The 26,199-nt window shown below is 38.0% G+C and carries 27 protein-coding genes; 16 read left to right on the forward strand and 11 right to left on the reverse strand.

The genetic code is table 11. From position 1 onward, the window contains the following. Positions 1-3: 3 nt before the first annotated feature. Both APS80_RS06750 and APS80_RS06755 read right to left on the reverse strand, forming a co-directional pair. A complete protein-coding gene (locus APS80_RS06750; RefSeq protein WP_059107514.1) occupies positions 4-1,068 on the reverse strand; it encodes a MupG family TIM beta-alpha barrel fold protein in 1,065 nt (354 codons plus the stop codon). Between the two features lie 210 nt (positions 1,069-1,278). Beyond that, on the reverse strand, positions 1,279-1,974 hold the full coding sequence (locus APS80_RS06755) for a helix-turn-helix transcriptional regulator (protein ID WP_059107515.1): 696 nt from the start codon (positions 1,972-1,974) through the stop codon (positions 1,279-1,281). Between the two features lie 579 nt (positions 1,975-2,553). Between APS80_RS06755 and APS80_RS06760 the strand changes: the two genes are divergently transcribed. From APS80_RS06760 to APS80_RS06790, 7 genes are all read left to right on the forward strand, one after another. Beyond that, positions 2,554-3,345, forward strand: a complete 792-nt coding sequence (locus APS80_RS06760; RefSeq protein WP_059107516.1) for an inositol monophosphatase family protein — start codon at positions 2,554-2,556, stop codon at positions 3,343-3,345. A gap of 78 nt (positions 3,346-3,423) precedes the next feature. Beyond that, a complete protein-coding gene (locus APS80_RS06765) occupies positions 3,424-4,383 on the forward strand; it encodes an LCP family glycopolymer transferase (RefSeq protein WP_059107517.1) in 960 nt (319 codons plus the stop codon). A 317-nt stretch (positions 4,384-4,700) separates the two neighbouring features. After that, a complete protein-coding gene (gene fdhF / locus APS80_RS06770; protein WP_059107518.1) occupies positions 4,701-7,658 on the forward strand; it encodes a formate dehydrogenase subunit alpha in 2,958 nt (985 codons plus the stop codon). Beyond that, on the forward strand, positions 7,658-8,125 hold the full coding sequence (locus APS80_RS06775; protein WP_059107519.1) for a helical membrane plugin domain-containing protein: 468 nt from the start codon (positions 7,658-7,660) through the stop codon (positions 8,123-8,125). Before fdhF ends, APS80_RS06775 begins: the two co-directional genes overlap by 1 nt. Before the next feature lie 198 nt (positions 8,126-8,323). Continuing rightward, complete coding sequence (locus APS80_RS06780) at positions 8,324-8,542, forward strand: hypothetical protein (protein WP_059107629.1); 219 nt, start codon at positions 8,324-8,326, stop codon at positions 8,540-8,542. Positions 8,543-8,572: 30 nt separating this feature from the next. After that, a complete protein-coding gene (locus tag APS80_RS06785) occupies positions 8,573-9,349 on the forward strand; it encodes an N-acetylglucosaminidase (protein ID WP_059107520.1) in 777 nt (258 codons plus the stop codon). A 65-nt stretch (positions 9,350-9,414) separates the two neighbouring features. Continuing rightward, entirely contained in the window at positions 9,415-10,539 is a 1,125-nt protein-coding gene (locus APS80_RS06790; protein WP_059107521.1) for an FAD-dependent monooxygenase, read from the forward strand. A gap of 80 nt (positions 10,540-10,619) precedes the next feature. On the opposite strand, the gene APS80_RS06795 is transcribed toward APS80_RS06790, so the two are convergent. The 4 genes from APS80_RS06795 to APS80_RS06810 all read right to left on the reverse strand — a co-directional run bounded on the left by APS80_RS06795 (position 10,620) and on the right by APS80_RS06810 (position 12,997). After that, entirely contained in the window at positions 10,620-11,579 is a 960-nt protein-coding gene (locus APS80_RS06795) for a 2-hydroxyacid dehydrogenase family protein (protein WP_059107522.1), read from the reverse strand. Positions 11,580-11,747: 168 nt separating this feature from the next. Further along, positions 11,748-12,062, reverse strand: coding sequence for a DMT family transporter (locus tag APS80_RS06800; protein WP_059107523.1), 315 nt, complete (start codon positions 12,060-12,062; stop codon positions 11,748-11,750). After that, complete coding sequence (locus tag APS80_RS06805) at positions 12,062-12,388, reverse strand: DMT family transporter (RefSeq protein WP_059107524.1); 327 nt, start codon at positions 12,386-12,388, stop codon at positions 12,062-12,064. The genes APS80_RS06800 and APS80_RS06805 overlap by 1 nt, the downstream gene beginning before the upstream one ends. Before the next feature lie 225 nt (positions 12,389-12,613). Further along, the gene (locus tag APS80_RS06810) at positions 12,614-12,997 is read right to left on the reverse strand and encodes a DUF4870 domain-containing protein (RefSeq protein ID WP_059107525.1); all 384 of its coding nucleotides are present in this window, start codon (positions 12,995-12,997) and stop codon (positions 12,614-12,616) included. Between the two features lie 209 nt (positions 12,998-13,206). Between APS80_RS06810 and APS80_RS06815 the strand changes: the two genes are divergently transcribed. The 3 genes from APS80_RS06815 (at position 13,207) to APS80_RS06825 (ending at position 16,479) form a co-directional block, all read left to right on the forward strand. After that, positions 13,207-14,277: an NAD/NADP octopine/nopaline dehydrogenase family protein gene (locus APS80_RS06815; protein ID WP_059107526.1), complete on the forward strand. Its 1,071-nt coding sequence runs from the start codon at positions 13,207-13,209 to the stop codon at positions 14,275-14,277. Positions 14,278-14,326: 49 nt separating this feature from the next. Then, entirely contained in the window at positions 14,327-15,724 is a 1,398-nt protein-coding gene (nhaC, locus tag APS80_RS06820; protein WP_059107527.1) for a Na+/H+ antiporter NhaC, read from the forward strand. Between the two features lie 269 nt (positions 15,725-15,993). Next, positions 15,994-16,479: a hypothetical protein gene (locus APS80_RS06825; protein ID WP_059107528.1), complete on the forward strand. Its 486-nt coding sequence runs from the start codon at positions 15,994-15,996 to the stop codon at positions 16,477-16,479. A gap of 145 nt (positions 16,480-16,624) precedes the next feature. Here the strand turns inward: APS80_RS06825 and APS80_RS06830 are convergent, their stop codons facing one another. Continuing rightward, on the reverse strand, positions 16,625-17,341 hold the full coding sequence (locus tag APS80_RS06830) for a CHAP domain-containing protein (RefSeq protein ID WP_059107529.1): 717 nt from the start codon (positions 17,339-17,341) through the stop codon (positions 16,625-16,627). Positions 17,342-17,930: 589 nt separating this feature from the next. Between APS80_RS06830 and APS80_RS06835 the strand changes: the two genes are divergently transcribed. After that, on the forward strand, positions 17,931-18,293 hold the full coding sequence (locus APS80_RS06835; RefSeq protein WP_059107530.1) for a hypothetical protein: 363 nt from the start codon (positions 17,931-17,933) through the stop codon (positions 18,291-18,293). 310 nt (positions 18,294-18,603) lie between these two features. Beyond that, positions 18,604-18,951, forward strand: coding sequence for a transcriptional regulator, SarA/Rot family (locus APS80_RS06840; protein ID WP_059107531.1), 348 nt, complete (start codon positions 18,604-18,606; stop codon positions 18,949-18,951). A 115-nt stretch (positions 18,952-19,066) separates the two neighbouring features. Here APS80_RS06840 and APS80_RS06845 read toward each other — a convergent pair whose 3' ends face one another. The 4 genes from APS80_RS06845 to APS80_RS06860 are packed head-to-tail and all read right to left on the reverse strand — an operon-like array spanning position 19,067 to position 22,069. After that, a complete protein-coding gene (locus tag APS80_RS06845; RefSeq protein ID WP_059107532.1) occupies positions 19,067-19,768 on the reverse strand; it encodes an amino acid ABC transporter permease in 702 nt (233 codons plus the stop codon). A gap of 14 nt (positions 19,769-19,782) precedes the next feature. Further along, on the reverse strand, positions 19,783-20,466 hold the full coding sequence (locus APS80_RS06850) for an amino acid ABC transporter permease (protein ID WP_059107533.1): 684 nt from the start codon (positions 20,464-20,466) through the stop codon (positions 19,783-19,785). Beyond that, on the reverse strand, positions 20,463-21,323 hold the full coding sequence (locus APS80_RS06855) for a transporter substrate-binding domain-containing protein (protein WP_059107534.1): 861 nt from the start codon (positions 21,321-21,323) through the stop codon (positions 20,463-20,465). The genes APS80_RS06850 and APS80_RS06855 overlap by 4 nt, the downstream gene beginning before the upstream one ends. Beyond that, complete coding sequence (locus APS80_RS06860) at positions 21,320-22,069, reverse strand: amino acid ABC transporter ATP-binding protein (RefSeq protein ID WP_059107535.1); 750 nt, start codon at positions 22,067-22,069, stop codon at positions 21,320-21,322. Before APS80_RS06860 ends, APS80_RS06855 begins: the two co-directional genes overlap by 4 nt. 159 nt (positions 22,070-22,228) lie before the next feature. Between APS80_RS06860 and APS80_RS06865 the strand changes: the two genes are divergently transcribed. From APS80_RS06865 to APS80_RS06880, 4 genes are all read left to right on the forward strand, one after another. Beyond that, positions 22,229-23,380, forward strand: coding sequence for an acyl-CoA dehydrogenase family protein (locus APS80_RS06865; RefSeq protein ID WP_059107536.1), 1,152 nt, complete (start codon positions 22,229-22,231; stop codon positions 23,378-23,380). 270 nt (positions 23,381-23,650) lie between these two features. Further along, positions 23,651-24,580 (forward strand): ABC transporter substrate-binding protein, encoded by a 930-nt coding sequence (locus APS80_RS06870; protein ID WP_059107537.1) that lies wholly within the window; start codon positions 23,651-23,653, stop codon positions 24,578-24,580. A 272-nt stretch (positions 24,581-24,852) separates the two neighbouring features. Beyond that, complete coding sequence (locus APS80_RS06875) at positions 24,853-25,404, forward strand: biotin transporter BioY (RefSeq protein WP_059107630.1); 552 nt, start codon at positions 24,853-24,855, stop codon at positions 25,402-25,404. Between the two features lie 30 nt (positions 25,405-25,434). Continuing rightward, complete coding sequence (locus tag APS80_RS06880; protein ID WP_083498185.1) at positions 25,435-26,193, forward strand: GNAT family N-acetyltransferase; 759 nt, start codon at positions 25,435-25,437, stop codon at positions 26,191-26,193. The last annotated feature ends 6 nt before the right edge of the window (positions 26,194-26,199 follow it).

Genomic DNA, 26,199 nt, shown 5'->3' on the forward strand with positions numbered 1-26,199 from the left:
TATTCATTCCCCCATTGCTTGTATTAAACGAAACGTATCATTCGGACGTAAACAGTCGATTATATCAAGTTCATGGGGTTGGATGCGACCGACAACATTGATGTGAGAATGGGCAGGTAAGTCTGATTTGATGAGTTGTAACTCTCCTTCATAACGCCCATTGCGCACGTTGTCGATCGTAATGTCTCCCTTCTTACGTAATGTTGTATGAGAAGGGGTAATGTGGTGTGAACAAAAGCGACGTGCTTCTGCTGAACGAATGACTTTAGCAGCAAGATCTGGTCTTACTGTGTGCATTGGTTCTAATATCGAACGAATCGATGTTTCTATTTCATCTAATGCGTTAAGTTCGATGTGGAGATCGAAATGGCGTTGTTGTAACACCGCGCTTAATTGCTTTGCTTGGTGTCGTGCTAATTCTGAATCTCCAATTAAAATATGTGTGGTATCACAATCTTGTAGCCGTTGTGCGGCAACAATTGGATGTACATATCGCACGCTTTCCAGTGAAGGTAATCCTTTAAAAAGCGGTCCACGATATGTCGTGCCAGGTATAAAGCCAAAGATTTGTGCGTCACTATTGAAAGATCGAATCAATTGATTCTGAGCTGACATGTGGGATTCACTGATCCCTGTGTCAGGACGAGGATAGTAATTATGACAATAAATAAGATGTTGAAAATCTTTTGTATGTTGTACTAACGCTTGTAATAATGACGCGTCGATTGTACTTGCATTTAAACAGCATGAAAAGCCTGCTTCTAAAATACGATTGACGACTTGAACAGAGGTATCATTATCGATGCGTAAGACATATCGTAAGTTTGAATCATTGTTAAATAAACTGTAAAAACGTTGATTAAGTAGGGAAGGGTTAACGTCTAGAATGACTGTTACATCGGAATCATTGCATAGATTTAATAACGTTTCTAACCGATCATAAACCTCAGTCGCATCTTCTTCTGGAATTTGTAATGAGGTGAATATCGTGGTGAACCCTAAATCAATCATCTCCCTTATATATGACTGATTTAAAGTCGTACCTAAATAGACGGAAAATCCATGCATCTAACTCCTCCTTCGCATACTATAATCGCTTACATTATACAATATATTTAATTGTTTTACAATTTAATATAAAGTGCTAAAACCATGTAAAACACTATATTAGAAGCGCTTACAATTTCGCTTAAATTATTTTGAAAAATGAAAATTTTAAATAGATAGTGTGGATGAGGCTAACAGGAGAGGGAAAGACAAATTAAAAAGCCCTCTGCATTATTCGGTATCAGAAGGGCTTAAAAATTCGTGATAATTATGGATGTTAATATCTTGTGTTTTGATGGTCTTTTTGAATGAATATGCAATGTCTTGAATGATGTCTATTGGGATGACTTTCGTACAACCGGAACCAATTTCGAAGATGACCACATACCAGATGGCATCGTCACAAATGAGACCGATGAAGATGACATTATCTGTTTCAATGGTATGCTCATTTAAATATTCTAGCGCCATCACATTGCGTTCTGCGCAATAGATGAGGATATCGGAAAACAATGAAGGTAATTGAGGTGCGCGCGACGTTTCGAACTTAATGTAATGATCTAATGATCTTAGCGTATTACGTAATTTTGTGTGAGATAAGGATAAACATTGTTTCAGTATGTGTTTGATTTCGTCTTTGTAAGGTAATGCTGAAGTGGCTTCACTTTCCTTTAACGTTAAAAATAAAGCCGACAGTTGCTTCTCATTTAACTTCAGTGTGTATTCATGATGTTGGGATTGAATTTGATAGCCGCCATGCTTACCGTGATGTGCGATTAATTGCACGCCCTGCTCTTCTAACTCTTTAATGTCTCGTGTAATTGTGCGTTTAGATACGTTTAAGGCTCTGGCTAACGCTGCGGTAGATTGAATGTCTTGGTTCCGAATCACTTCAACTAACTGTTGCTGACGTTCACGTTTTTTCATTCGAAAGTCACCTCCATAAAAAGGTAGTACATAGTCTTAAGTGTATTATATCATATCTCGTACTATGACAACATTTAGGCGATATTTAGTTTGTGTTTAAGAAACGGTTGTGAAAGGTGTGATGAATTATCATTTTGATCATACTATAACCACAAGGTTTATAAGGCTAACTTCACCATTTACCGAGAAAAATAAATTTATTTTTAGAAAACGCTTACATTTATAATAGCTTTGTGTTATCATTGAATTAGTAACAAGGGGATAGCGAATTGAGTTGTACGACGGGCCCTCATTCATGGGTTTTGAACACAGCTGTCGATTCGCAGGGTTACTATATATAACATCTTCAATATTTATTACTTACTTTCCTTTCTGTTTTGAGGCTGGGACATTCACGTGTCTCAGCCTCTTAATATTGCTATAAACTATTTCCATCATTTTAACAATGATAAAACTGTCTTGAGAAAAATGAAATCATTTTTGATAGTGGAAGTGCGAGGCATCACGTCAGGCGAGGCATTCCCTAACAAAGTATGAATGTGATAAAATACAGGAAAATACATGAACGAGGTGTCTGAGATGGATAAACAACAATTGTTTGATATAGATGTAGCGGTAAGATCATGGTTTTCTACTTTGAATGTAACGATTCCCCGTTTAATCGAACATATGGAAACCGATACGAAACAAAATCGCTTTGATTTAGTGACAAATGTCGATCGTGACATTCAACAAAACTTTGAACAGTTCCTCCAACATTTTTATCCGTCACACCAATTGCTCGCTGAGGAAAAATCGAATCAGCAGATTGATGCCTATCACGGACATGTTTGGGTGATGGATCCCATTGATGGCACGATGAACTTAGTTAAACAACAAACCGATTATTGTGTCATCTTAGCTTATTTTGTGGATAGTGAGCCGATGTTGTCCTACATTTATGACTATCCAAACGGTATCCTTTATAAAGCGATTAAAGGTGAGGGGGCCTATGCGAATGACCAACCATTAAAGCCACCGCATACGATGGATATAAAAGATGCGATTTTATCATTTAATGCGCAAGTCTTAAATTTAGAAACTGTTAAAGCGCTATTTGATGCGTCATTTAGCTATCGCATTATCGGGTCTTGTGGCTTAGATTCGATGAGAGTAATTAAAGGCCAATTTGGTGCGCATGTGAATACCAATCCTAAACCATGGGATATCGGCGCACAATTCCTCTTCGCTTCAGAGCTTGGGCTTAAAATGACAACGCTCAACAATGAATCTGTTGATTTTGCGGAAGGTGGACCGTTCATCATCAGCAATAAAGGTTGCCACCAACAAGTGCTCGATATATTAAACGACGGCGACGGTTATCAAAAATAAGACTTTAGTACAATGTATAAAATCAAAATATCGCTATAATTAAATCAAATGCAACAGAAGAGATAGGATGTGCTAACGTTGAAGCGTTCAGAATATAGAACAAGATCAAAGATGAGCTTGCCTGCAAAAATATTATTGTGGATGGTAGCGCTCATCCTAGTTATAGCGATTGTCGCTGTCGCTTATTTTTCTTATAAAGTATTTGTAGTTGGAGATTCGATTCATAATCCTTTAGATCGCAATCACTCTGAGTTGAGGGATAAAGAAGTCAATTTATCCAAGGGAGATCCATTTACGATTGCGCTATTTGGTGTAGACTCTGATTCAGAGCGAACAGCAAACGGTGGCGGAGAACGCAGTGATACCATCATGGTGCTTGCCGTAAATCCTGAGCGTAAAACGACCGAAATGATCAGTATTCCTCGGGATACACAAGCAGAAATGGTCGGTAGAGGTACGACTGAGAAGATTAATCATGCCTATGCATACGGTGGACCGGACATGGCGGTTAAATCTCTTGAACAGTTATTGAATGTCCCGATTGATCATTATGCGACAGTGAATATGGATGGCATGAAAGAAATGATTGATACTGTCGGTGGTATAGATGTGACAAGTAATGCCTCATTTTCATACAATGGACAAACCTTTAATGAAGGTGAACAAGTTCATTTAAATGGGGAAGCGGCGATGGACTTTATACGTAGCCGAAAAGAAGCGGGTGCTGGCGGTGACTTCGGTAGACAATACAGACAACAACTCGTCATCCAAAGCTTGGCAGATGAACTCACAAGTGTGAAATCACTCACGCACTTTAATGGCTTGATGAATCACGTGCAAGATCACATTCAAACGGATTTATCTATCGGTGAGTTAAGAAAGATTGCTTCTCATTACAGAGATGCGAATGAAACCGTGAATAAATACCAGTTAGAAGGTCAAGGCGGTATTCAAAGTGACGGACTCTATTACTTCGTGCCTAATGATGACGCCTTACAACAGGTAGAATCACGCATTAAAGAAAATATTAATTTATAAATGAGAATGAAATGGGATATAACCGTTGTGAAGTGTCTACGGTGATATCCCATTGTTGTTTATATATGAAGCAAACATAATCAGATAAAATTGTTACAGATATATTACAAATGATGATATAGTGCGCGATTATAAAAGTTATTATAAATTTTGATGTAATCCCTTAACATTATAATGATTACAGTATAGAATAGTATTAACATTGTTCTGAAAAGTGTGGGGCTTTTTAGAATGAGTGTAAATGAATCATGTAACTAAACGAAAATCATAGATCTACCATGCGGGTATGGTGAATTAATATATTAAGGGGTGGTTGGATGCAACAGCATTTGATTGTCACGTTAGATGGCAAAGATTATCTTGTTGAGCCAGGAACAAATTTACTAGAGTTCATCAAATCACGAGATACGTTTGTCCCTTCCATTTGTTATAACGAATCGTTAGGGCCAATCCAAACTTGTGATACATGTACTGTAGAAATAGATGGTCGTATTGAACGTGCGTGTAGCACAACAATAGATCGACCAATGGTAGTGAATACACAAAACGATCGAGTACAAACAAGCCAAAAAGAAGCATTAGATCGTATATTAGAAAAACACCAATTGTACTGTACAGTGTGTGACTACAATAATGGTGACTGTGAAATACATAATACGATGGATCAATGGGGCTTACAACACCAAACATATGAATATAAAGAAAAACCATATGAAAAAGATTACGGCCCATTTTATCGCTATGATCCTAACCAATGTATTCTTTGCGGTCGTTGCGTAGAAGTTTGTCAGGACGTTCAAGTTAATGAAACATTAACCATCGATTGGGAACGTCAACAACCTCGTGTAATCTGGGATAACGATACATCTATTAACGATTCATCATGTGTCGGATGCGGACAATGTGCTACCGTTTGTCCTTGTAACGCAATGATGGAAGTGAACATGGAAGGTAACGCAGGTTACATGACAGACTTAGAACCTGGATCATTAGCTGCAATGATTGATTTAACTAAAAAAGCAGAACCAGGTTACGGTCCGTTATTCGCAGTTTCAGACTCAGAAGCAGCGATGCGTGAAGAAAGAATTGAAAAAACAAAAACCGTTTGTACATATTGCGGCGTAGGTTGCTCATTTGATGTATGGACGAAAGATAGAGAAGTACTTAAAGTACAACCTCAACCCGAATCACCTGCTAACCACATTTCAACTTGTGTCAAAGGTAAATTCGGTTGGGACTATGTCGATTCAGACGAACGCTTAACGCAACCACTTGTACGTAAAGGTAATGAATTCGTAGAAGTAGGATGGGAAGAAGCAATCAACGTCATCGCAGACAACTTCAAAGATATTCGCGACAATAAAGGTTCAGACCACCTCGCATTTATTTCTTCTTCAAAAGCGACAAATGAAGAATCTTACTTGATGCAAAAACTTGCACGCCAAGTTATCGGTACAAATAACGTCGACAACTGTTCACGTTACTGTCAAGCACCGGCGACAAAAGGACTCTTTAGAACAGTAGGTCATGGCGGTGACTCAGGATCAATCGACGACTTAGAAAAAGCAGATATGGTCGTACTCATTGGTACAAATACAGCTGAAGCACACCCTGTTATCGCTTCACGTATCAAACGCGGTCATAAACTTTATAACAACACATTAAACGTCTTTGATATCCGTAAACACGAAATGGCACAACGTGCGGATAACTTCTATCAACCAAAACCAGGTACCGACTTAGTTTGGTTATCTGCTGTAGCGAAATACATTATCGATCACGATAAACACGACAAAGCGTTTATCGACGAATGGGTTGATGACTTCGATGAATACTACAGCACACTAGAAACATTCACAATGGACTATGCTGAAGAAACAACAGGTATTCCTAAAGAAGATCTCATCGACTTCGCTGAACAAATGGCAGCAGCCAATGCCGTTTCAATTTGTTGGGCAATGGGTGTTACACAACAAGATATCGGTAGTGATACATCAACAGCAATTTCAAACTTACTCTTAGTCACTGGTAACTACAGACGACCAGGTACAGGTGCTTATCCATTACGTGGTCACAACAACGTACAAGGTTGCAGTGACATGGGTAGTATGCCAGACAAATTCACTGGTTACCAAAATGTAACAGACGATGAAGTTCGTGCTAAATTTGAACGTGCGTACGGTACGACATTACCTAGTGAAGTCGGTAAAGATAACCATCAAATGATGGAAGGTATTCACGCAAATGAAATCAATAGCTTGTACTTATACGGTGAAGATACAGGTATCGTTGATTCAAATATCAACTTTGTTCAATCTGCATTAGAAAAAGTTGATTTCTTAGTTGTTCAAGATGCATTCTTTACTTACACAGCATCATTCGCAGATGTGGTATTACCTGCAAGTCCTTCACTTGAAAAATCAGGTACCTTCACAAATACAGAACGCCGTATCCAACGCTTATATCAAGCGTTAGATCCAAAAGGCAACTCTAAACCTGACTGGCAAATCATCCAAGCGATTGCTAAAGCATTAGATCATGATTGGGGTTACACAGATCCTTCAGAAATCATGGATGAAATCGCAAGCTTAACACCGTTATATTCTGGTGTGAACTACGATCGCTTAGAAGGATACAACAGCTTACAATGGCCAGTAGCACCTGATGGTTCAGACGAACCGACATTATACATGAATGGTTTCAATTTCGATAACGGTAAAGCGAAATTATATCCATTAACATTTGATAACTTCTTCAAACAAGATGATGTCTATGACTTACATGTGAATAACGGTCGTTTATTAGAACACTTCCACGAAGGTAACATGACATATCGTGTGCCTGGTATTTCTTACAAAGTTCCAAATGCTTTCGTTGAAATTTCACCAGAACTCGCTGAAGATCGTGACATTCACGAAGGTGCAGAAGTTAAATTGATTTCTGACACAGGTGAAGCGGAACTTACAGTCCATGTAACAGATCGTGTTAAAGGTAAAGAAATTTATATTCCATTGAACAGTAACTCATCACTCATCGGTGAACAAGCAGGTGCGATTAACTTACTTACAAACAGTGATGTAGATAAAGATTCAGATACACCGTCATACAAACGTACTTCATGTCGTATGGAAGTGAAAACACGTAGAGGTAAATCACCACTTAACCCTACAAACTTCCGTGTAGATAAACAACGCAAACCACAATACAGTGTTCGTGTACAAGATAAATGGGAACGTGGCGATTACATTTTCCCAGGAAATCAGGTGAATAAATAATGGCAGAAAGAATTACTAATATTAAACGTTATGAAAAGACGCCAGAAGAAATCAAACAAGACAACATCAACGAAGTGATGGATGCCATCAGCGAAAATAAAGACGCCATTTTAAAAGCCATCAATCTCATCACGGTATTAGATAATAAGAAAATGCTTGATGCGACAGCGGGTATGGTCAACAGCTTAGGTACAATCGCGAATAAATTCTCTGTTGAGTTGAATAAAGAACAATATAATGGTCTCGTTACTAACATGTCATCACTTGTGTTCTTACTCGGTGATTTAAATGTCGACGACTTAAGCCATCTATTAAATAAAGTCAACAAAGGTTTACGTGTTGCGAACCAAGCAAGTCCAAATCAGAAAACGTCGATTACCGGCTTAATGGGTATCTTGCGTGACGATGAAATGAACCGTAGTTTAACTTATATGTTAAACATGTTACGAGGTATGTCTAGAGACTAAAGCCACCTTGTTTTAAGCACTTCATTAAAGGTACGATGCAGTGATTGCATCTACCTTGGTGAAGTGCTTTTTTAATTGTAGTCGTACATGAATTCAAACTGGGATAAATATGGTACAATTTGATTGATACATAAAATGGACATGTAAGAGTTAGGTAGGAAGGAGTGAGCAACTATCAATCCGAAAATGATCAAGCTTATGGCGCTCATTTCAAATGTCTTTTTAGTGATCGGTATAATTAGTTTATTTTTCCTTAATCTAATCTTAGCGATCATTATGTTTGCGATCTCTTTAGCGATTAGTTTAGTGATTTTTAATACGATGTTTAGAGATCGAACTGGCATGAAGATCGTGATTAACGTATCATTCGCTATCGTCCTTATCGCGATTATATTTGCTTTCATGAAGTTATCTTAATCTTAAAGACGTTGAGGAGCAATTTGTGTTATGGATAAAAAACAAAAGAAACAATTTTCTATTGGTATCGTCATTTTGCTGGTTGTCATCTTTGCTGTTCTGTTGATTATTAATGAAACGTCGTTATTTAATGGTAGGGAAAAGCATCCTTTTAACGAGGCCTATGAACAACAAATCGGGACTGATGTAATCAATACAAAAGAAGAAGACGATGCATTCGTAAAAGCGAGTGATGATGAGGTTAAAGCAGCGATGAAGATTGACCACGAACATCATAACCTACACTATATGGATATTTCACAAAAGGTATCTATATCTGAAGATGAAGCGAATGCTTTACTGAAGGACAAGGGTATTCTGAGTGGTAAAGGCAAAACCTTTTTAAAAGCCCAAGATAAATATAAGGTGAACGTCATTTATCTCATTAGCCATGCCCTTGTAGAAACTGGCAATGGCCATTCTAACCTTGCAGATGGGATTAATGATGGCACCCAAACCTATTATAATTTCTTTGGTATCGGCGCGTTTGATGAAGATGCTTTACAACATGGCACAAGCTATGCAAAAGAGCAAGATTGGACGACACCTGAGAAGGCCATTATGGGTGGCGCGAAGTTTGTACGTCATCAATATTTCGACAACAATCAACGGACATTATATGAAATGCGTTGGAACCCTGAACATCCTGGTACAAACCAATATGCGAGTGATATCGATTGGGATCATCACATCGCTTCCTTTATGGATACATTCTATCAAGACTTGGGCATTAAAAAAGATGATATCGAAAAAGATTTATATCGATAAGAATAAGATATAAAGTAGACTCATAATCAATGACATGAAGATGAAAATGTGAGGTGGAGAGATTAATGAAGATTGCGATTGTTGGGGCAGGTATCGGTGGCTTAACTGCTGCTGCATTACTCTATGAACAAGGACATGAAGTGAAAGTATTTGAAAAGAACCCTCAAATTAAAGCGATAGGTGCGGGCATCGGCATTGGTAACAATGTGTTAGAAAAACTTGGGAATCATGATTTGGCAAAAGGGATTAAAAACGTCGGTCAACTCGTGAGAGAACTAGAAATACGTGATCATAAAGATACGCTACTTTCAGGTATACAATTCAAGAAAAATACTGTGAATTTAACAATGAAACGACAAGATCTCATCGAAGTAATTCAATCCTATGTTCCGGATGATGCGATTTACCTAAATCATTTAGTGACACAGGTAGACAATGGAGATATGAAGGTGACGTTACATTTTTCTGCTCAAGAAAGTGAGACATTTGATCTATGTTTGGGTGCCGACGGACTCCATTCTGAAGTTCGAAATCAAGTGACGAAAGATGCTAAAGTACAATATCAAGGTTATACCGTCTTCAGAGGTATGGTAGAAGATATGCCGTTTAAAGCAGACCAAGTAGCCACAGAGTACTGGGGTAGTAAAGGCAGAGTAGGGATAGTTCCACTACTGAATAATCAAGCTTATTGGTTTATTGCGATCAATACCAAAGAACGTGATTTAACGGTACAATCATATGGGAAACCCCATCTTCAAGCGCGTTTCAATCACTATCCCGACCGAGTAAGAGCTGTCTTAGATAAACAGAGTGAAACAGATATTTTACACCATGATATGTATGATTTAAAACCGTTAAAAACATTTGTATATCAACGAACAATCTTGCTAGGTGATGCCGCACATGCGACGACACCGAACATGGGTCAAGGTGCTGGCCAAGCGATGGAAGATGCGATTGTCCTCAATCAGTGTTTAGCTTCCTATGATTTTCAACAGGCACTTGAGCGTTATGATAAACTTCGAGTAAAACATACGGCTAAGGTTATCAAGCGTTCACGTCGTATCGGTAAAATCGCACAAATGCGCAACGGATTAATGGTAGGGGCACGTAATACAATTGCTAAACGTATTCCTCAGTTCATGCTAAATCGACAAGTTAACTTTTTATATAAATCTAAATTAAAATAAAACAAAGTCTCAATCTTACTGAAGATGGTTATATCATTCAGTGTAGATTGAGACTTTTTTACTATAACAGTATCAAATAGCTATTGATTTACGATATATTTCGGATCTTCGCCGTTCATTTTACGAATCGTATCTTCAGCGACAATACGTGCCATCATATCTCGAGATTCATATGTGGCATTTCCGATGTGTGGTGTGATGACCACATTGTCCATGGATTTGAGTTCGTCATTGATTTCAGGTTCAAATTCGAATTCATCGAGTGCAGCACCTTCGAGTTCTTTCGCTTTTAAAGCATCAACGAGTGATTGCTCATTAACGATCGGGCCACGTGATGCATTGATTAAATAGCTCGTCGGTTTCATTAATTTGAACTGAGGTGTATCGATTTGGTGATGTAAGTCAGGATTGTAAGCAGCGTTGATTGTTACAAAGTCTGCTTCTTTTAATAAAGTTTCTAAATCAACATATTTCGCATCGAGCACTTTTTCTTTATCTGGTTTTTGATGGGGACCTGTATATAAAATGTCCATATCAAACGCTTTTGAACGTTTAGCAACAGCTGTACCGATTTCACCTAAACCAATGATACCGATTGTTTTACCGGATACTTCACGACCTCTGAAGAAAAGGGGTGCCCAACCATCGAATCCTTTCGTACGGCATAATTGATCGCCTTCAGGAATGCGACGTGCTACAGCGAGTACGAGCGCAAATGTAAGCTCTGCAGTAGAAGCTGTAGAAGCTTTAGGTGTATTCGTCACGTCGATGTCTTTTTGACGTGCATAATCGACATCTACGTTGTTAAAACCCGCGCCGTAATTTGTGATTACTTTAAGGTTAGGTGCAGCATCGATGACTTCTTGATCGACTGTAGTTGAAAGCAAGCGAATTAAAGCATCTGCATCTTTGACACCTGCTTTAAGTGTCTCTTTATCTACGAGTCCTGAACCGTCATACATTTCAATGTCGTAGTTTTGTTCTTTGAGTAAGTCGAGCCCAACTTGAGGGATTGCACCTGCGATATAAACTTTTACCATATCATCACTCCTTTTTGTTAAGTATATAAAATAAAGTTAATTCTAACAATAGAAAGTAATTGTACCCGTGTTAAATGTGGGGAATATAAAAAAGTGATATGTGCTTCATAAATTTTTTATGATAGCCATATCACGTGAAAAATGAGATTTTATTTTTACATGTAAATCCTATTCTAAGAGTCGCAAACCGATGACAGCTACGATAATTAATGCGATAAAGAAAATACGTTTGGCACTGTGTGATTCGTTATAAAACAGCATGCCTACGAGCGTGCCACCTGCTGTACCGATACCTGTCCATATCGCGTAAGCTGTACCCATAGGAATATCCATCATAGCAAGTCGTAGTGCACTGAAACTACAGATGAAGCCAAGACCTAATAAGACGATGAGGCTTGTGTTTTGTCTACGTGTATATTCATTAAGAAGCACGACACCTGCGACTTCAAAGCCTCCAGCAAGTAATAGAAAGAACCAAGCCATTAGTTAGTCTCCTCCTCTGTAGATAATTTGAGTCCAATAATACCGCCAATCAATGCGACGATTAAAATAATCTTAAGGATGTTCGTTGATGCGCCGAAGAATATCATATCGACAAGTACAGTACCTGCTGCACCGATACCGGTAAATACCGCATAAACTGTGCCGACAGGTAAGTGTTTAGACGTGTTAATGACGAGATAAAAGCTCAATCCAATTAAGATGAAGGTGATGGCCCACATGATCCAATTCGTTGAATGTGTGAGTCCCACAACCCATAGGATTTCACAAATACCTGCAAGGACAACCTTCAACCATTGCCACTGCATTGCGCATGCCTCCCTTTATAATACAACTCTAATATTATCTCAAATGAAAATGATTCACGCAATTAAGGCAGTTTCACGTATTGCGCTATGAACTTCCTGTCTTAATGCAATTAAAAAAGCTCAAACATCTATATCGATATAGACGCTCGAGCTATTAAATACTTGAGTCAATTAAACGACGTATCCCAAACCCACGCTTTACCGTGAGAACAACTATGCCTTTCCTCATTTGAAGAATGGGATTGATAGAGGGATAAGATAATCCTTACCTTTATAGGCTTTCACAGCTGCCACAATTCTAAAGATAAAATCTAAGATTGCGATGACAGGTAATGCGATAAAGCCGATAAGTACGAACAGTAAGATACCACTTAAAATATACCAAATCACATAAGAAATGAAGAAATTAAAGTAGTTTTTACCTGCACGATCTACGAACTCTGATGTATCACGTTTAATCAACCAAATGATTAATGGTGCAATAATAGAAGTGAAGAAGCTTAATACATAGATAAGCACGACCATTAATCTTTCTTCAGACGTGGGTTCTGTCGTCGGTGTGGAAGCGCTGTTTTGATTCACTGTCGTATTTTCTTGTTCTGATGTCATCAGGCATGCACACTCCTTTCTGTGATGTTTTAAATATAACAAATTTTTAAGAAATGTCTAAAAATTTTTAAATTATTTGTCGTATGCAACTATTATGGAACTCATTAGCAAAACGATTTTCGTGTTTATAAATGGTGAGATACGGCTATATCAATAGGTGTATGAATTATATATGACGCTGATTTATTGTTAGGAAAGAGGGGATATGTATGAAGATCGCAATTGTAGGTTCAGGTAACGGTGCTGTTACCGCAGCTGTAGACATGTATAAACAAGGGCATGATGTCCGTTTGTATTGTCGTAATCAATCGATACACAAGTTTGATCAAGCCTTAAAAGAAGGTGGCTTTCACTACAATGAGGAAGGTGACGAAGAGTTCGTACCTTTCACAAATATTAGTGATGATATGGGTTATGTGCTCGATGGGGCAGAAGTCATTCAACTTATTATTCCATCCTCATTTATTGAGCATTATGCGAGTACGATGGCTGACTTTGTAGAAGATGGACAACTCATCCTCTTTAATATGGCAGCAGCTATGGGGTCTATCCGTTTCATGAATGTGTTGGAAGATAAGCATATTAAGAAAGACCTTAAATACGCAGAACTCAATACACTCACTTATGGGACACGTGTGAACTTCGATGAGGCGCAAGTGGATTGTTCATTGAAAGTGAAGAAAGTATATTTTTCAACTTATGATAAACAATATTTGAGTGAAAGCTTTGAGAAAGTGGAACAGTTTTACCCTTACATTGTAAAAGAAGAAAGCTTATTAAAAACGAATCTCGAAAATGGTAATCCAGAAGTCCATCCAGGACCCACATTATTAAATGTAGGTCGTATCGACTATAGTAGTGATTTCGCTCTATACGAAGAAGGGATTACTTCTCATACTGTACGATTGTTACACGCTGTAGAATTAGAACGCTTAACACTCGGACGTAAGTTAGGCTTTGAATTATCTACGGCGAAAGAAGCGCGCATCGAACGCGGTTATCTCGAACGTAAAAATGAAGATGAACCACTCAATCGCTTGTTTAATACAAGTCCAGTCTTCACGCAAATTCGAGGACCTCACAGTGTGAACGTTCGTTATTTAACTGAAGATATTGCTTATGGTCTCGTGTTCTGGTCTAGTTTAGGTCGTTTGATAGGGGTGCAAACACCGAACACAGATGCTATCATTACTATTGCTTCTACTATTCTTGAAAGAGATTTCTTTGAAGAAGGTCTAACAGTCGAAAAATTAGGGGTCGAAAAGTTAGGTTTAGACTAAGTGAAGCACAGAATAAACAATGAATCATTAAATAAAAGGAGGGCGTTTTATGAAAAGAAAACCAACTTTGCTGGAAGCGTTATCGACTATTATTGTAATGATAATTATTGTCATAACTGGCTTTACTATATTTGAAATACCAATTCAAGCATTGTTGATCTTAGCTTCTGCCTATGCTGCATTTATCGCAAAACGCGTAGGATTGAGCTGGAAAGATTTAGAAGAGGGGATTACGAAACGGCTCGCGACAGCGATGCCAGCGATATTTATTATTCTAGCTGTCGGTATCATCGTTGGTACATGGACGTATTCAGGTACAGTGCCAGCACTCATCTATTACGGGTTAGAATTTTTAAATCCTACATTCTTCTTAGTTTCTGCATTTATTATTTGTGCAATCACTTCTGTAGCCACAGGTACTGCTTGGGGTTCAGCATCAACAGCAGGGATTGCCTTAATGGCGATTAGTACGAACTTAGGATTGAATCCAGGTATGACTGCTGGTGCGATTATTGCTGGAGCAGTATTCGGTGATAAAATGTCACCACTTTCAGATACGACAAACTTAGCAGCACTCGTAACGAAAGTGAATGTTTTCTCACACATTCGTGCGATGTTATGGACAACGATTCCAGCCTCACTCGTCGGTATTGTCGTTTGGCTCATTGCAGGGACACAAGCGAGTGGTAATACAGATGAAAAGCAAATTAATGGTTTGATGGGAGAAATCGCATCTATTTATAACATTAATTTCTTAACATGGGTTCCGGTTATTGTCATTGTCGCTTGTCTTTTATTCAAAATATCAACCGTGCCATCCATGCTTGCTTCTGGCTTGAGTGCCATTATCGTAGGTGCCATCAACAACGGCTTTTCAATCGTCGATGGTTTCCAAGCTTCATTCGACGGATTTAAACCTAAATACATACCAAACCATGGCGACCTTTCAGATAGAGCCACTGATCTCGTGACTCAAGGTGGTATGATGAGCATGACCGAAATTATCGTGACCATCTTTTGTGGTTACGCCTTTGCCGGTATTATCGAACGCTCTGGTTGTCTAGAGGTCATTTTACGTAGAATTGCAGCTAATATACACACCGTTGGACAACTCATATTAGCTACTGTAATTTGCGGCTTAATGATGGTATTAGCAGCAGGTGTAGCCTCTGTTGTCATCATCATTGTGGGTGTACTCATGCTTGAAATGTACGATAAAATGGATCTCGACAGAACCAACTTATCACGTACACTCGAGGACTCTGGTACTATGATTATTCCTTTAATCCCTTGGGGTACTTCAGGTATTTATTATACACAACAACTCGGAGTAGCATTTGATCAATTCTTTATTTGGACCGTACCATGTTATCTCTGTGTCGTATTCGCATTGATTTACGGCTTTACAGGTATCGGTATTAAGAAAAAACCATCATCTTCAAAATAAAATACAGCACACTTAGATTGTGAGTGGAACAAATAGGCTGGGACATCGACATGTCTCAGCCTTCTTTTATATCGGTTTAGCATCAATCGCGCTTCGTCCATCTTTGAGTTCACGTGAAAGGGGTATAATAATAAGATGCTTCACAGATTGACACGATCATTTCCTCTATGAATAAGGATGATGTTATAAAATGAGTTTTTGGACGTGTTGTGTTTTAGGTTTTAAAATAGGTTTTAGTGATAAACAAATAGTAGATAGAGGTGAAGCCAATGATTTATATATTAACGCTGATTGCTGCTATTGGTGTATCCATCGCAGTAGATCAATATTTTAATAATAAAACGCCATTTAATGCAATTACGATTACTTCAGGACTCATTGGTTTAGTGTTTTATGTATTAAGTTTTATTTTTGTTCAAATGACATGGGTGGACAACACGAATGCGCTTCATGAAAGCATATTAGTAACGCTATTTGTCTTTGCATTGTTTTGGGTGTTATCACATCGGAATTCAACGTATGACACGATATTTTATACGATAGCTATCGTGTTATTGACGATTGCACTTGCGGTGATTAACGTAACGCAACCTTCATTATCGATGTTGATTGTAAGAATTATCTTCACAGTCATCTTTTTAGGCCAAGGAATTTACGTTGTCTACAAACAAGTTAAAGATAAAGTCTCTGAAAGTTTCCCATTACTTTATTTACTCGCATTTGTATATTGGGTTTCAGTGGCTTATGGCTTTTAAGTAGCAAGTTAGAATGAAAGTCTATTTAAGCATAAAAAAATGAGGTAGGGATGACTTCTCCATGCCAGTTATGCATGACTGAGAAGATTGAATCCTTACCTCATTTTTAATATGTGAATATGAGTTCACGTTATTTTAATTTATATTAGTGAATGTAGTTGTAAGAAGCAGCTTCACCTGCTGAGATTGTACGTGAAGATACAACACCAGGACCGTGACCGAAGTTCATTTCAGACACGCGGATTGAACCGTCGCTGTTTACACTTTCAACGTATGCAACGTGACCATAAGCACCTGCAGTTGATTGCATAACCGCACCAGCTTTAGGTGAGTTATTTACTGTGTAACCTTCTGAAGCTGCTGCGTTAGCCCAGTTGTTTGCGTTACCCCAAGTTGAACCAACTTTACCGCCTGTACGATCAAATACGTAGTAAGTACATTGACCAGCTGTGTAAAGGTTGTTTGCTGAACCTGAGTTGTTAGCGATTGAGTTTGAACTGCTTGATGGTGCAGCTTGTGTAGTTACTTGGTAGCTACGGTCTGAAGTAGTTGAAGTTGGTGCTGCGCCTCTACCACCTGTTGAGTTAGCTTGGTAAGATTGAGTGTTTGCTGAGTAGTTGCTGTAACCACTGTTGTAGTTGTCGTAGTTATTGTATTGGTAAGCTTGGTCTGGACTCCAATTACCTTGCCAAGTGTAGTGATAGTTACCTTGTTGATCGATTGTGTAAGTATAGCTGTAAGAAGTAGGATCGTTAGGGTTGTATCCACCTTGGTTGTTTTCTGCTGCATCTGCATCGTTATGAGCAAATGCTAAAGTAGCGATTCCTGCAGTAGCGATAGTAGCTGTAGCGATTTTTTTCATTGTAAAAAGTCCTCCTATTATTTACATCGATAATCATTCGTTTTTTGTTAGTCCCAAGTTACTAGCGTCACGACATTATTTTTTCCTCGTTATTTAACGACAAGCAATACTTTAACAGAAAAATCATGGCTTGTGTGGGATGTTACCGTTTTGTAATTTAGTTCTAATATTTATGTTTATCATGTAATAACAGTGAATTGTACGGAAAGGGGGGCTTAGCTTGTAGCTGTGCTGTTTTTGCTTATATTTTTACGAAAATCATGACACGTTTATTACAGCGTTGTAAAAATATAGAAATATAAATGACTCCTGTGAAGGCGTTTCAAAGAGGTTGGCTATGTTCAACCCTTAATCTGTGTCATTTTGATACAAAAGGTTAAATCTGTGGCAAAAACCAGCTATTATAATGAAAAAAGCAGGCACATTAGATTAAATTAACAGTCTAAAAGTAGCTTGTTAAGCATACGTTCTATAAGAAGAATGTCGATTAAAGTGATAAGAAATTAAGTTATCAAAGTTTAAACAAGCCTTCTAAATGGTAAGTATATATGTATAAGATTAATATCATAAACGAAGGAGTGTATTGATTATGATTTTACGTTATGCGACAAACTTACGCGTAGCTAAAGATTTATATGAAGCTGCGAAACCTAAATTACAAGGTGATGAAAATGTCATCGATAACTTTGTAAACGAATTTGACTTACCACAAAAAGCAGTACCTTTAGCAGGAATAATTGAAGCACTTGCTGCTGGAAGCTTTGCACTTAGCTTCTTAAACAAAAATGTATCACGCTTAGGTTCAATATTTACATTATCTGTACTTAGCGTAGCTGCATTAAAACACTTCCAAGCTGGTCACGGTAAAGAAGGCGCAGACCATGCGTTAAGATTAATGGGCTTAGCTTCATTAAGCTTCGCTGATACATTTTGTGAAAAAAACAATAAATAAAATAAGTGAATCGTGGTAACGTTGACGTATGTATAGTTGCATACCGCGTTATGCAGAAATCACATCTAATATCAGAGTATGTGTGGAGAGAAGTTATTCTTGTTGCTACACTGCTCTGATTTTTTTATTTTTCCTCATTATAAAGAAGGCAAAATGACTGAAATCAACACACAACAGTAGCGCACGATAACATGTCTAAAAATTCAAACAATTTACTAAAAAACTATTGCAAAAATGTTAAGCTTTAGTATAAAATAAAAATGTTAATTCTAGAAGTACAGCTAGGGTAGGCAGCAGGAGGAAAAGTATCATGGAAAAAATTGAGATTAAAAAAATCGATGATGTGTTGGTAGTAAGTCAGTATGTGAAACGGTTTTACAGAGAGGTTAAAAAAGAACTTAAACTTTCATATGAAGAAGTTATCATTTTAAATTATTTGTATAATGCAGATTCAAATGAAGTTTCTGCACGTGAAATTAGTCGCGCTTCAGGTTTGGAACCTTATTTTCTCACTAAAGCAATGCAACGCTTAAGAGAAAAAGGCTACATTAGTAAAAAACGTAATACTGTAGATGAAAGAACCGTAATCATTGAGGTCGATGAAGCACAACGCCTTAAAGTTAACGAAATGATTGATCGTGTGAATCAATTTATTTAAATGCACAATATACTTAGCTAAGACTTCTCAGTATTTATATAAAATAAATGGGAGTAAGTATCTGGACTTTGATTAAAAGTGTGGGTACTTACTCCCTTTCTATTATTTAAACGTATTATCGCGCTTGGCTAGAGTCTAAGTAACGGCTTGTATGCGCTTCTGTTTTGTGGAATATCATTTCGAGTACGATGGCGAGTAACCAGTATAATACAGCAGCGACGGTATAGACTGGAATAAATTGATAACTTTCGTTTGCGATCGTTGTACTTCTCGCCATAATTTCAGTGACTTGGATGACAAACGCAAGAGATGTCCCTTTCAGTAACATGATAAATTGGTTTTCAATATTGGGTAACGCATAGCCTAATGCTTGAGGTAATACAATGCGTCGATACGTATTCCATTTAGATAAACCGATGGATTCTGCTGCTTCAATTTGAGTCGTTTCTACGGATTGAAGGCCGCCACGCATGCTTTCAGATAAATAAGCAATCGCGTGTAATGAAAAGGCGATTAAAGCAATGGCGAGCAGTGAGAATACATCTGGATCGAAGCCCAAGCTAAACGTATCATTCAGTAATAAAATAAAGGCTGGAATACCGTAGTAAAACATCAACAGTTGAACGATTAATGGCGTACTTCTAAAAAAGGAATTATAGACCACGATGAGTTGTGAGAGTACAGGAATATGATTCAAACGAATGATCGCAAATAACGTTCCAACCAGTAATCCTACAATCATCGCGACAATCGCAATCACTAGAGTAGAAGGCACGCCTTTCATTACTTCGATAATAATATGTAATAAATGATTCATAACTTCTACACTCCTTAAACTTGATACGGTCTTTCTGCACGTTTGTAAATGACTGTGAAGAAACCTTGCACGATCAATGCGAGTGCCCAGTAGATAACCGCAATGACGACGTATACTTGGAACATACCAAGGCCGTAATTATTACCGATAATTAATTGAACTTGGCCCATGATGTCAATAATGCCTATCGTAAAGGCGAGTGACGTATCTTTGATTAATTCGATGATTTGCGTCGTCACATTCGGAATACTATTACGCAGCGCTTGTGGTATCACGATATCCTTAAGAATGCGTGGATATGATAATCCAACTGACAGACCCGCTTCGATTTGCGCATACGGCACAGAAAGGTAACCTGCCCGCATGATTTCACATAGGTAAGCAGCTGAGTGTAATGAAAATGCGAGAATGACAAAGAATAATCGACTGAAGTGATTGATATCAATATGCACAAACAACAACAGCTGAGGTAGCGCAAAGTAGACTAAGAATAACTGTAATACGAGTGGCGTACTCCGCATAAATGAGATATACAGACGAACGAGAGGTGCTAAAACCTTTGTCTGCTTAATGCGAATCACTGCTAGAAAAAAGCCTAGGATGAATGCGAAGATCAATGACAACACAATCATCACTAAAGTGAGTGGTAACTGTTGTAAGACTTGTTGAAATAGATCAATCCAGTTTGTATGCGTCATGAGGCCACCTCCAATTTCGATTTGTCTTTGTTAATTTGGTCTAAATCTTCAAATACATTGATATCAAAGTACTTTTCAGAGAGCTTTTGTAATTCGCCCTCATCAATGAGTTCTTGCGTTGCTTTATCAATATCATCATGTAGTTGTTGGTTTTGTTTGTTATAAACGATGTGAAGCGGTTCTTTTTTAACAATGCCGCCGATTTTCACATCTGCGTGGAGCGCTTCTTGAATCGCTTTATAGGTATTCCAGTTTAAAAACATAGCATCTCTTCTGCCTTGACTTACCATTTTCAAGTTATCGCCGTTAGAAGGAGCCTGAATCAAATCAAGATCAATTTCTGGTGAATGTGTGTCATTATAATGAGATAAGATAGAGTACAGACCGCCACTTGGTGCTACTGGTGTTAGACGTTTGCCCGGTAAATCACTCAACGCGTGAATGTCATCGGTATCTTCATGTACTGCTAACATTGGCAAGGCATAACTATAGGGAACATCTTGATATAGAAATTGCTTTTCACGTTCAGGTGTCTTAAAGAACCAATTAATTGCCATGTCGAACTTTTGAGCACCTAATCCGACGAGGTTTGATTCCTCTTCACCTAGTTCGTACTCAAATTGATACTGTGGTAATTTTTGTTCGAGTTTTTTCATATAGTCCATATCTAAGCCAATAAATTCATTGTCTTTATTCGTGTAAAGATAGGGTGGGTTAATTTCAGCAGATAATGCGACTTTTATGACTTTTTTGTCATCTTTTTTGGAATTCGCTTCATTTGATTGCTGGCAGCTCGCGAGTGTTGTGACTGACAGTAATAGAATCAATGTTAAAAATAGTGCGCGTCTCCATCTCATTCACGATCACGCTCCATTTCCATCTGACTTAAGAAGCGTTGGATGCGTTCTGACTCACTTTCTTCTAAAACTTCAGTAGGTGTACCGCGTTGGATGATACGACCCTGATCAATGAATAGGATTTGGTCTGCGATGGCTTTAGCAAATTGAATTTCGTGGGTGACGAGCGTCATCGTCATGCCATTTTGAGCAATGGATTGGATGAGTTGTAGCACACTTTGGACAGATTCAGGATCGAGTGCTGACGTGGGTTCGTCGAGGAGTAAAACGTCAGGATTGAGTGCGAGTGCACGAATGATACCGACACGTTGACTTTGCCCGCCAGAGAGTTGAACCGGATATTTATCTTGATGTTCAAGCAAGCCTACACGTTCTAAATAATCATGGGCGATCGTTTGGGCTTTGTCTTTTTTCATTTTTTTGCCGTAGATTAAACCTTCCGTAATATTGTCGATAATGGTCTTATTTTTAAACAAATTATAATTCTGAAATACCATTGCTGATTTGTCTCTTAATGTTTTGATATCTTTCTTAGTATGATTTTCACTATCAAAAGTAACATCGTTGAGCTGTATAGACCCTGACTGAGGTATAGATAACGCATTTAAAGTACGTAGTAAGGTGGTCTTTCCAGAACCGCTTGGGTCGATGATTGCGGTGACGGTCCCCCTTTGTTGTTCAAAGCTCACATCATTCAGCACTGTTGTGTCGCCGTAATGAAGATGTAAGTGGTTGGCTGAAATCATGTTTACCATCTCCCTAAAATATATTACAGTTAAAATATCACATTAATTCCTATCGGTAAAGTAGGGATTTAACAGATAAAACCTTTTAATCGTGAATACTGAGTGATAAACTAAGAATGAAGTTAGACAAAATGTAAAGCATATGTATGAGGTGATAAAATGAAATACTCTGCGCTCATCCATTCTGATATACAACGAAAATGGATAGAAAAGTTAGATGGTGTGAAAGCAACGTTTCAAGAGCGAGCAGAATATAACGATTTAAATTCACGTTTTCCTTATGAAAATATTGAATGGCTCGTCAATGAAGGTTATACGTTACTCACTTTACCAAAAGCATATGGTGGTGAAGGAGCTACTGTAGAGGATATGGTAGTCATTCAATCTTATCTCGGCAGCATTGATGGTGCCACAGCCTTGTCCATTGGTTGGCATGTCAGTGTCGTTGGACAGTTGTATGAACAAAAATTATGGGACGAAGCGATGTTAGATCGTTTTGCGGAAGCAGTGAAAAAAGGTGCGTTAGTGAATAGAGCAGTGAGTGAAGCGGACACAGGAAGCCCAACACGTGGCGGTAGACCTGCAACGAATGCTGTTGAAGAGGATGACGGCTATGTGTTAAATGGTGTGAAAACATTTACCTCTATGAGTAAAGCATTAACACATTTTATAGTAGGTGCATACATGCCAGATAAAGATCAAATCGGCTTTTTCCTTGTCGAACGTGATGTGCCAGGCGTTGAAATTGCAGACAATTGGAACATGCTTGGTATGAGAGCTACAGAAAGTCATGATTTAGTGTTAAATGATGTTCATATTCCTAAAGAAAACTTTGTTGAAGTAAGAGGTGCAGGCCCTAAAAAACCGAACGGCTGGATTCTTCATATTCCGAGCGTTTATCTCGGTATCGCACAGGCAGCACGAGATTATGCGGTTGATTTTGCTAAAACGTATAGTCCAAATAGTATAGAAGGTTCTATTGGTGATTTGACTACCGTTCAACAAAATTTAGGTAAAATGGAAAGCTTATTACTTTCTGCACGTCATTTCTTTTGGAGTACCGCAGCGTTATATAACGTCACTAAAGACGGCGCTAAACTATGGAATGAAACTTCTGCGAGTAAAGTTCTCGTCATGAATCAAGGGTTAGAAATCGTGGATATCGCGATGCGTATTGTCGGAGCTAAAAGCCTTGAAATGGAACGCCCATTGCAACGTTATTACCGTGATATGCGTGCTGGATTGCATAATCCACCGATGGAAGATGCTGCATATACTAATATTGCGCACAGTGTACTCGGACATTTTTAGTTACGTAAGCTCATGATTGAGTCATTGATTTATGATAAAAAAGTGTCCTTTAATTGAAACAGTGATTGTTATTCGTTTGCGTAACAGTCACTGTTTTTTTCGTTTTAGAGATCTTTGAGACGGTAAAAAAGCAGATTTAGTTTCTTTATGGATGTTACTTTAAAAATATACCGTAAAAAATGTTGAATACAATGAAATTTCCATTGCAAAATATTAAATGAATCGCTATACTGTTTGTAGATGATAATCATTTTCAATGGAGGGACATTTATGAAAAAATTAATATTTCCACTGCTTGTGCTCGTATTAATACTTGCAGCATGTGGCAATAATTCAGATAAAGATTCTAAAGATTCTTCTGATAAAGAAAATAAAAAAGAAGAAACTAGATCATATACGCAAGATAGCGGTAAAAAGATAGATATTCCTAAAGATCCTCAACGTATTGCAGTGGTAGCACCAACATACGCAGGTGGATTAAAATATTTAGGTGCAAACATCGTAGCAGTTAACGAACAAGTAGATCAAAGTCAATTACTTAAAGATAAATTTAAAGATGTGACTAAAGTCGGTGAAAATGATGTAGAGAAAGTCGCTAAATCAAAACCAGACTTAATCATCGTTTACTCTACAGATAAAAACATCCAAAAATACGAAAAAATAGCGCCTACTGTTGTATTTGATTACGCTAAACATAAATATTTAGATCAACAACAAGAATTAGCTAAATTAGTTGGTAAAGAAGATGAAGAGAAAAAATGGGAAGAAGAATGGAAATCTAAAACTGAAAAAGATGGTCAAGAAATCAAAGACCAAATTGGTGCTGAAGCAACAGTTTCTATCTTCGACGAATTTGATAAAAAATTATACAGCTATGGTCCAAACTGGGGTCGTGGCGGTGAAGTCATCTACCAAGCTTTCGGTCTAAACATTCCTGATAAACTTAACGATGTCGTTAAAAAAGAAGGTTGGGCTGAAATCAAACAAGAAAAATTAGCTGACTATGCGGGTGATTACATCGTTTCTACAGGTGAAGGTAAAGCTACTCCAAGTTATGAAAAAACTGACTTATGGAGCAATCTTCCTGCAGTGAAAAACGGTAACGTGATCGAAGTACAAGCTGAAACATACTGGTACAATGATCCTTATACATTAGAGTACATGCGTAAAGACTTAAAAGACAAATTCTTGAAAAAATAATTTAAAGTAAAATGAAAATGACATCAGTAGAATTGGGGAATGTTATATCTCATGACATCACCGTTCAAACTGTCTACAAAATTAACTTTTTGTAGGCAGTTTTTTTATGCGCAAAAATGGAAACCTAGCGACTTGATCCACTTCCAAATGAACTTTTATAAAGAAGCGTTTAACATCGAAAATATACCTTAATGTAAACTTATATTTTTAAAGGTTAACATTTATGCTATAATAATTTCATTAAAGGAGGTTTCACATTGAAAGAAAATAGTATTTCAACCAGACATTTAGTTTTCACCGCATTGATGACAGCCATCATTGCGATTTTAGGTATTGTACCTGGTGTACCGCTACCAGGGATACCCGTGCCGATTGTTTTACAAAACATCGGTATATACTTAGCGGGAATCGTGTTAGGAAGACGTTACGGCACATTAAGTATTATTGTATTCTTATTACTTGTTGCAGCAGGATTACCTATCCTCTCTGGAGGTAGAGGTGGCATCGGTGTCTTTGCCGGACCATCAGCTGGATTCCTGTTCTTATATCCTGTCGTATCGTACTTGATTGGACTTGTCCGTGATGTCATGTTTAATCGCTTAAACTTTGTTGTATTATTTGTAGCGACGCTCATCGTTGGCGTGCTTTTATTAGATATTGTCGGAACAATCATCATGGGTCTTATTACGAATATCCCAGTCATGAAATCTGTTCAAATTTCACTCGCTTATATGCCTGGTGATATCATCAAAGCGATTTTAGCGAGTCTCATTGGTAATATATTACTAAATCATAGCCGTTTCAGACAATTAATATTAAAATAGGGGTAATCACCATAAAGGAGGCATTACCCTATGTATCACGTAACCATGGCGGATATCGCACATGATGGAACGATAGTAGATGAAGATGAACGAAGAACGATTTATCTCACACCACAGCATCCTTTATCGTTTCATGAAAATCAGTGGGTCTACCATCGCGTGCCATCCGTCACTCAGTGGCAAGAAGATTTAGCGTTGCAACGTCAGCAACATCGTGCACAACAATCAGACCACATGTCGTTTCTCTTCCCTCAAAATGTGATGCTAGAGGGTGCTTTACTCGATACAATTCATGCACATGATTTTGAAGTAGGATATTTAGAATTGTATGTAATTGAGTCTAAAGCATGGGATTCATATCAGATACCTGATGACTTAAAGATTCAATGGGTAGACGAAACGAACATCGAAGATTACATATCTGTATATAGTCATTTTTCGCTTCCTTTTGGAAAAGATTATATGAAAGAAATGAACGCAGCAATCAGACAAAATTACCTCAAAGATTCTAGAGCGCGTGTCATTGCATATCAGCATCAATTGCCGGTAGGGGTTGTGGACCTCATCATGACAGAGCATACCGTTGAAATAGACGGGTTCGGTGTTATCGAGTCACATCAACACCAAGGGATCGGATCAGCCATCCAAACCTTCGCAGCTCGAGCAGCAGGCACGCGTCCACTTATCTTAGTTGCAGATGGGGAAGATAGCGCAAAAGACATGTATATAAAGCAAGGTTATGTGTACCTCGGATATTGTTATCAAATTTTAAAAGAATCACTAGCGTAAACGAAG

The organism is Staphylococcus auricularis (genome assembly GCF_001500315.1).
Taxonomy (GTDB): domain Bacteria; phylum Bacillota; class Bacilli; order Staphylococcales; family Staphylococcaceae; genus Staphylococcus; species Staphylococcus auricularis.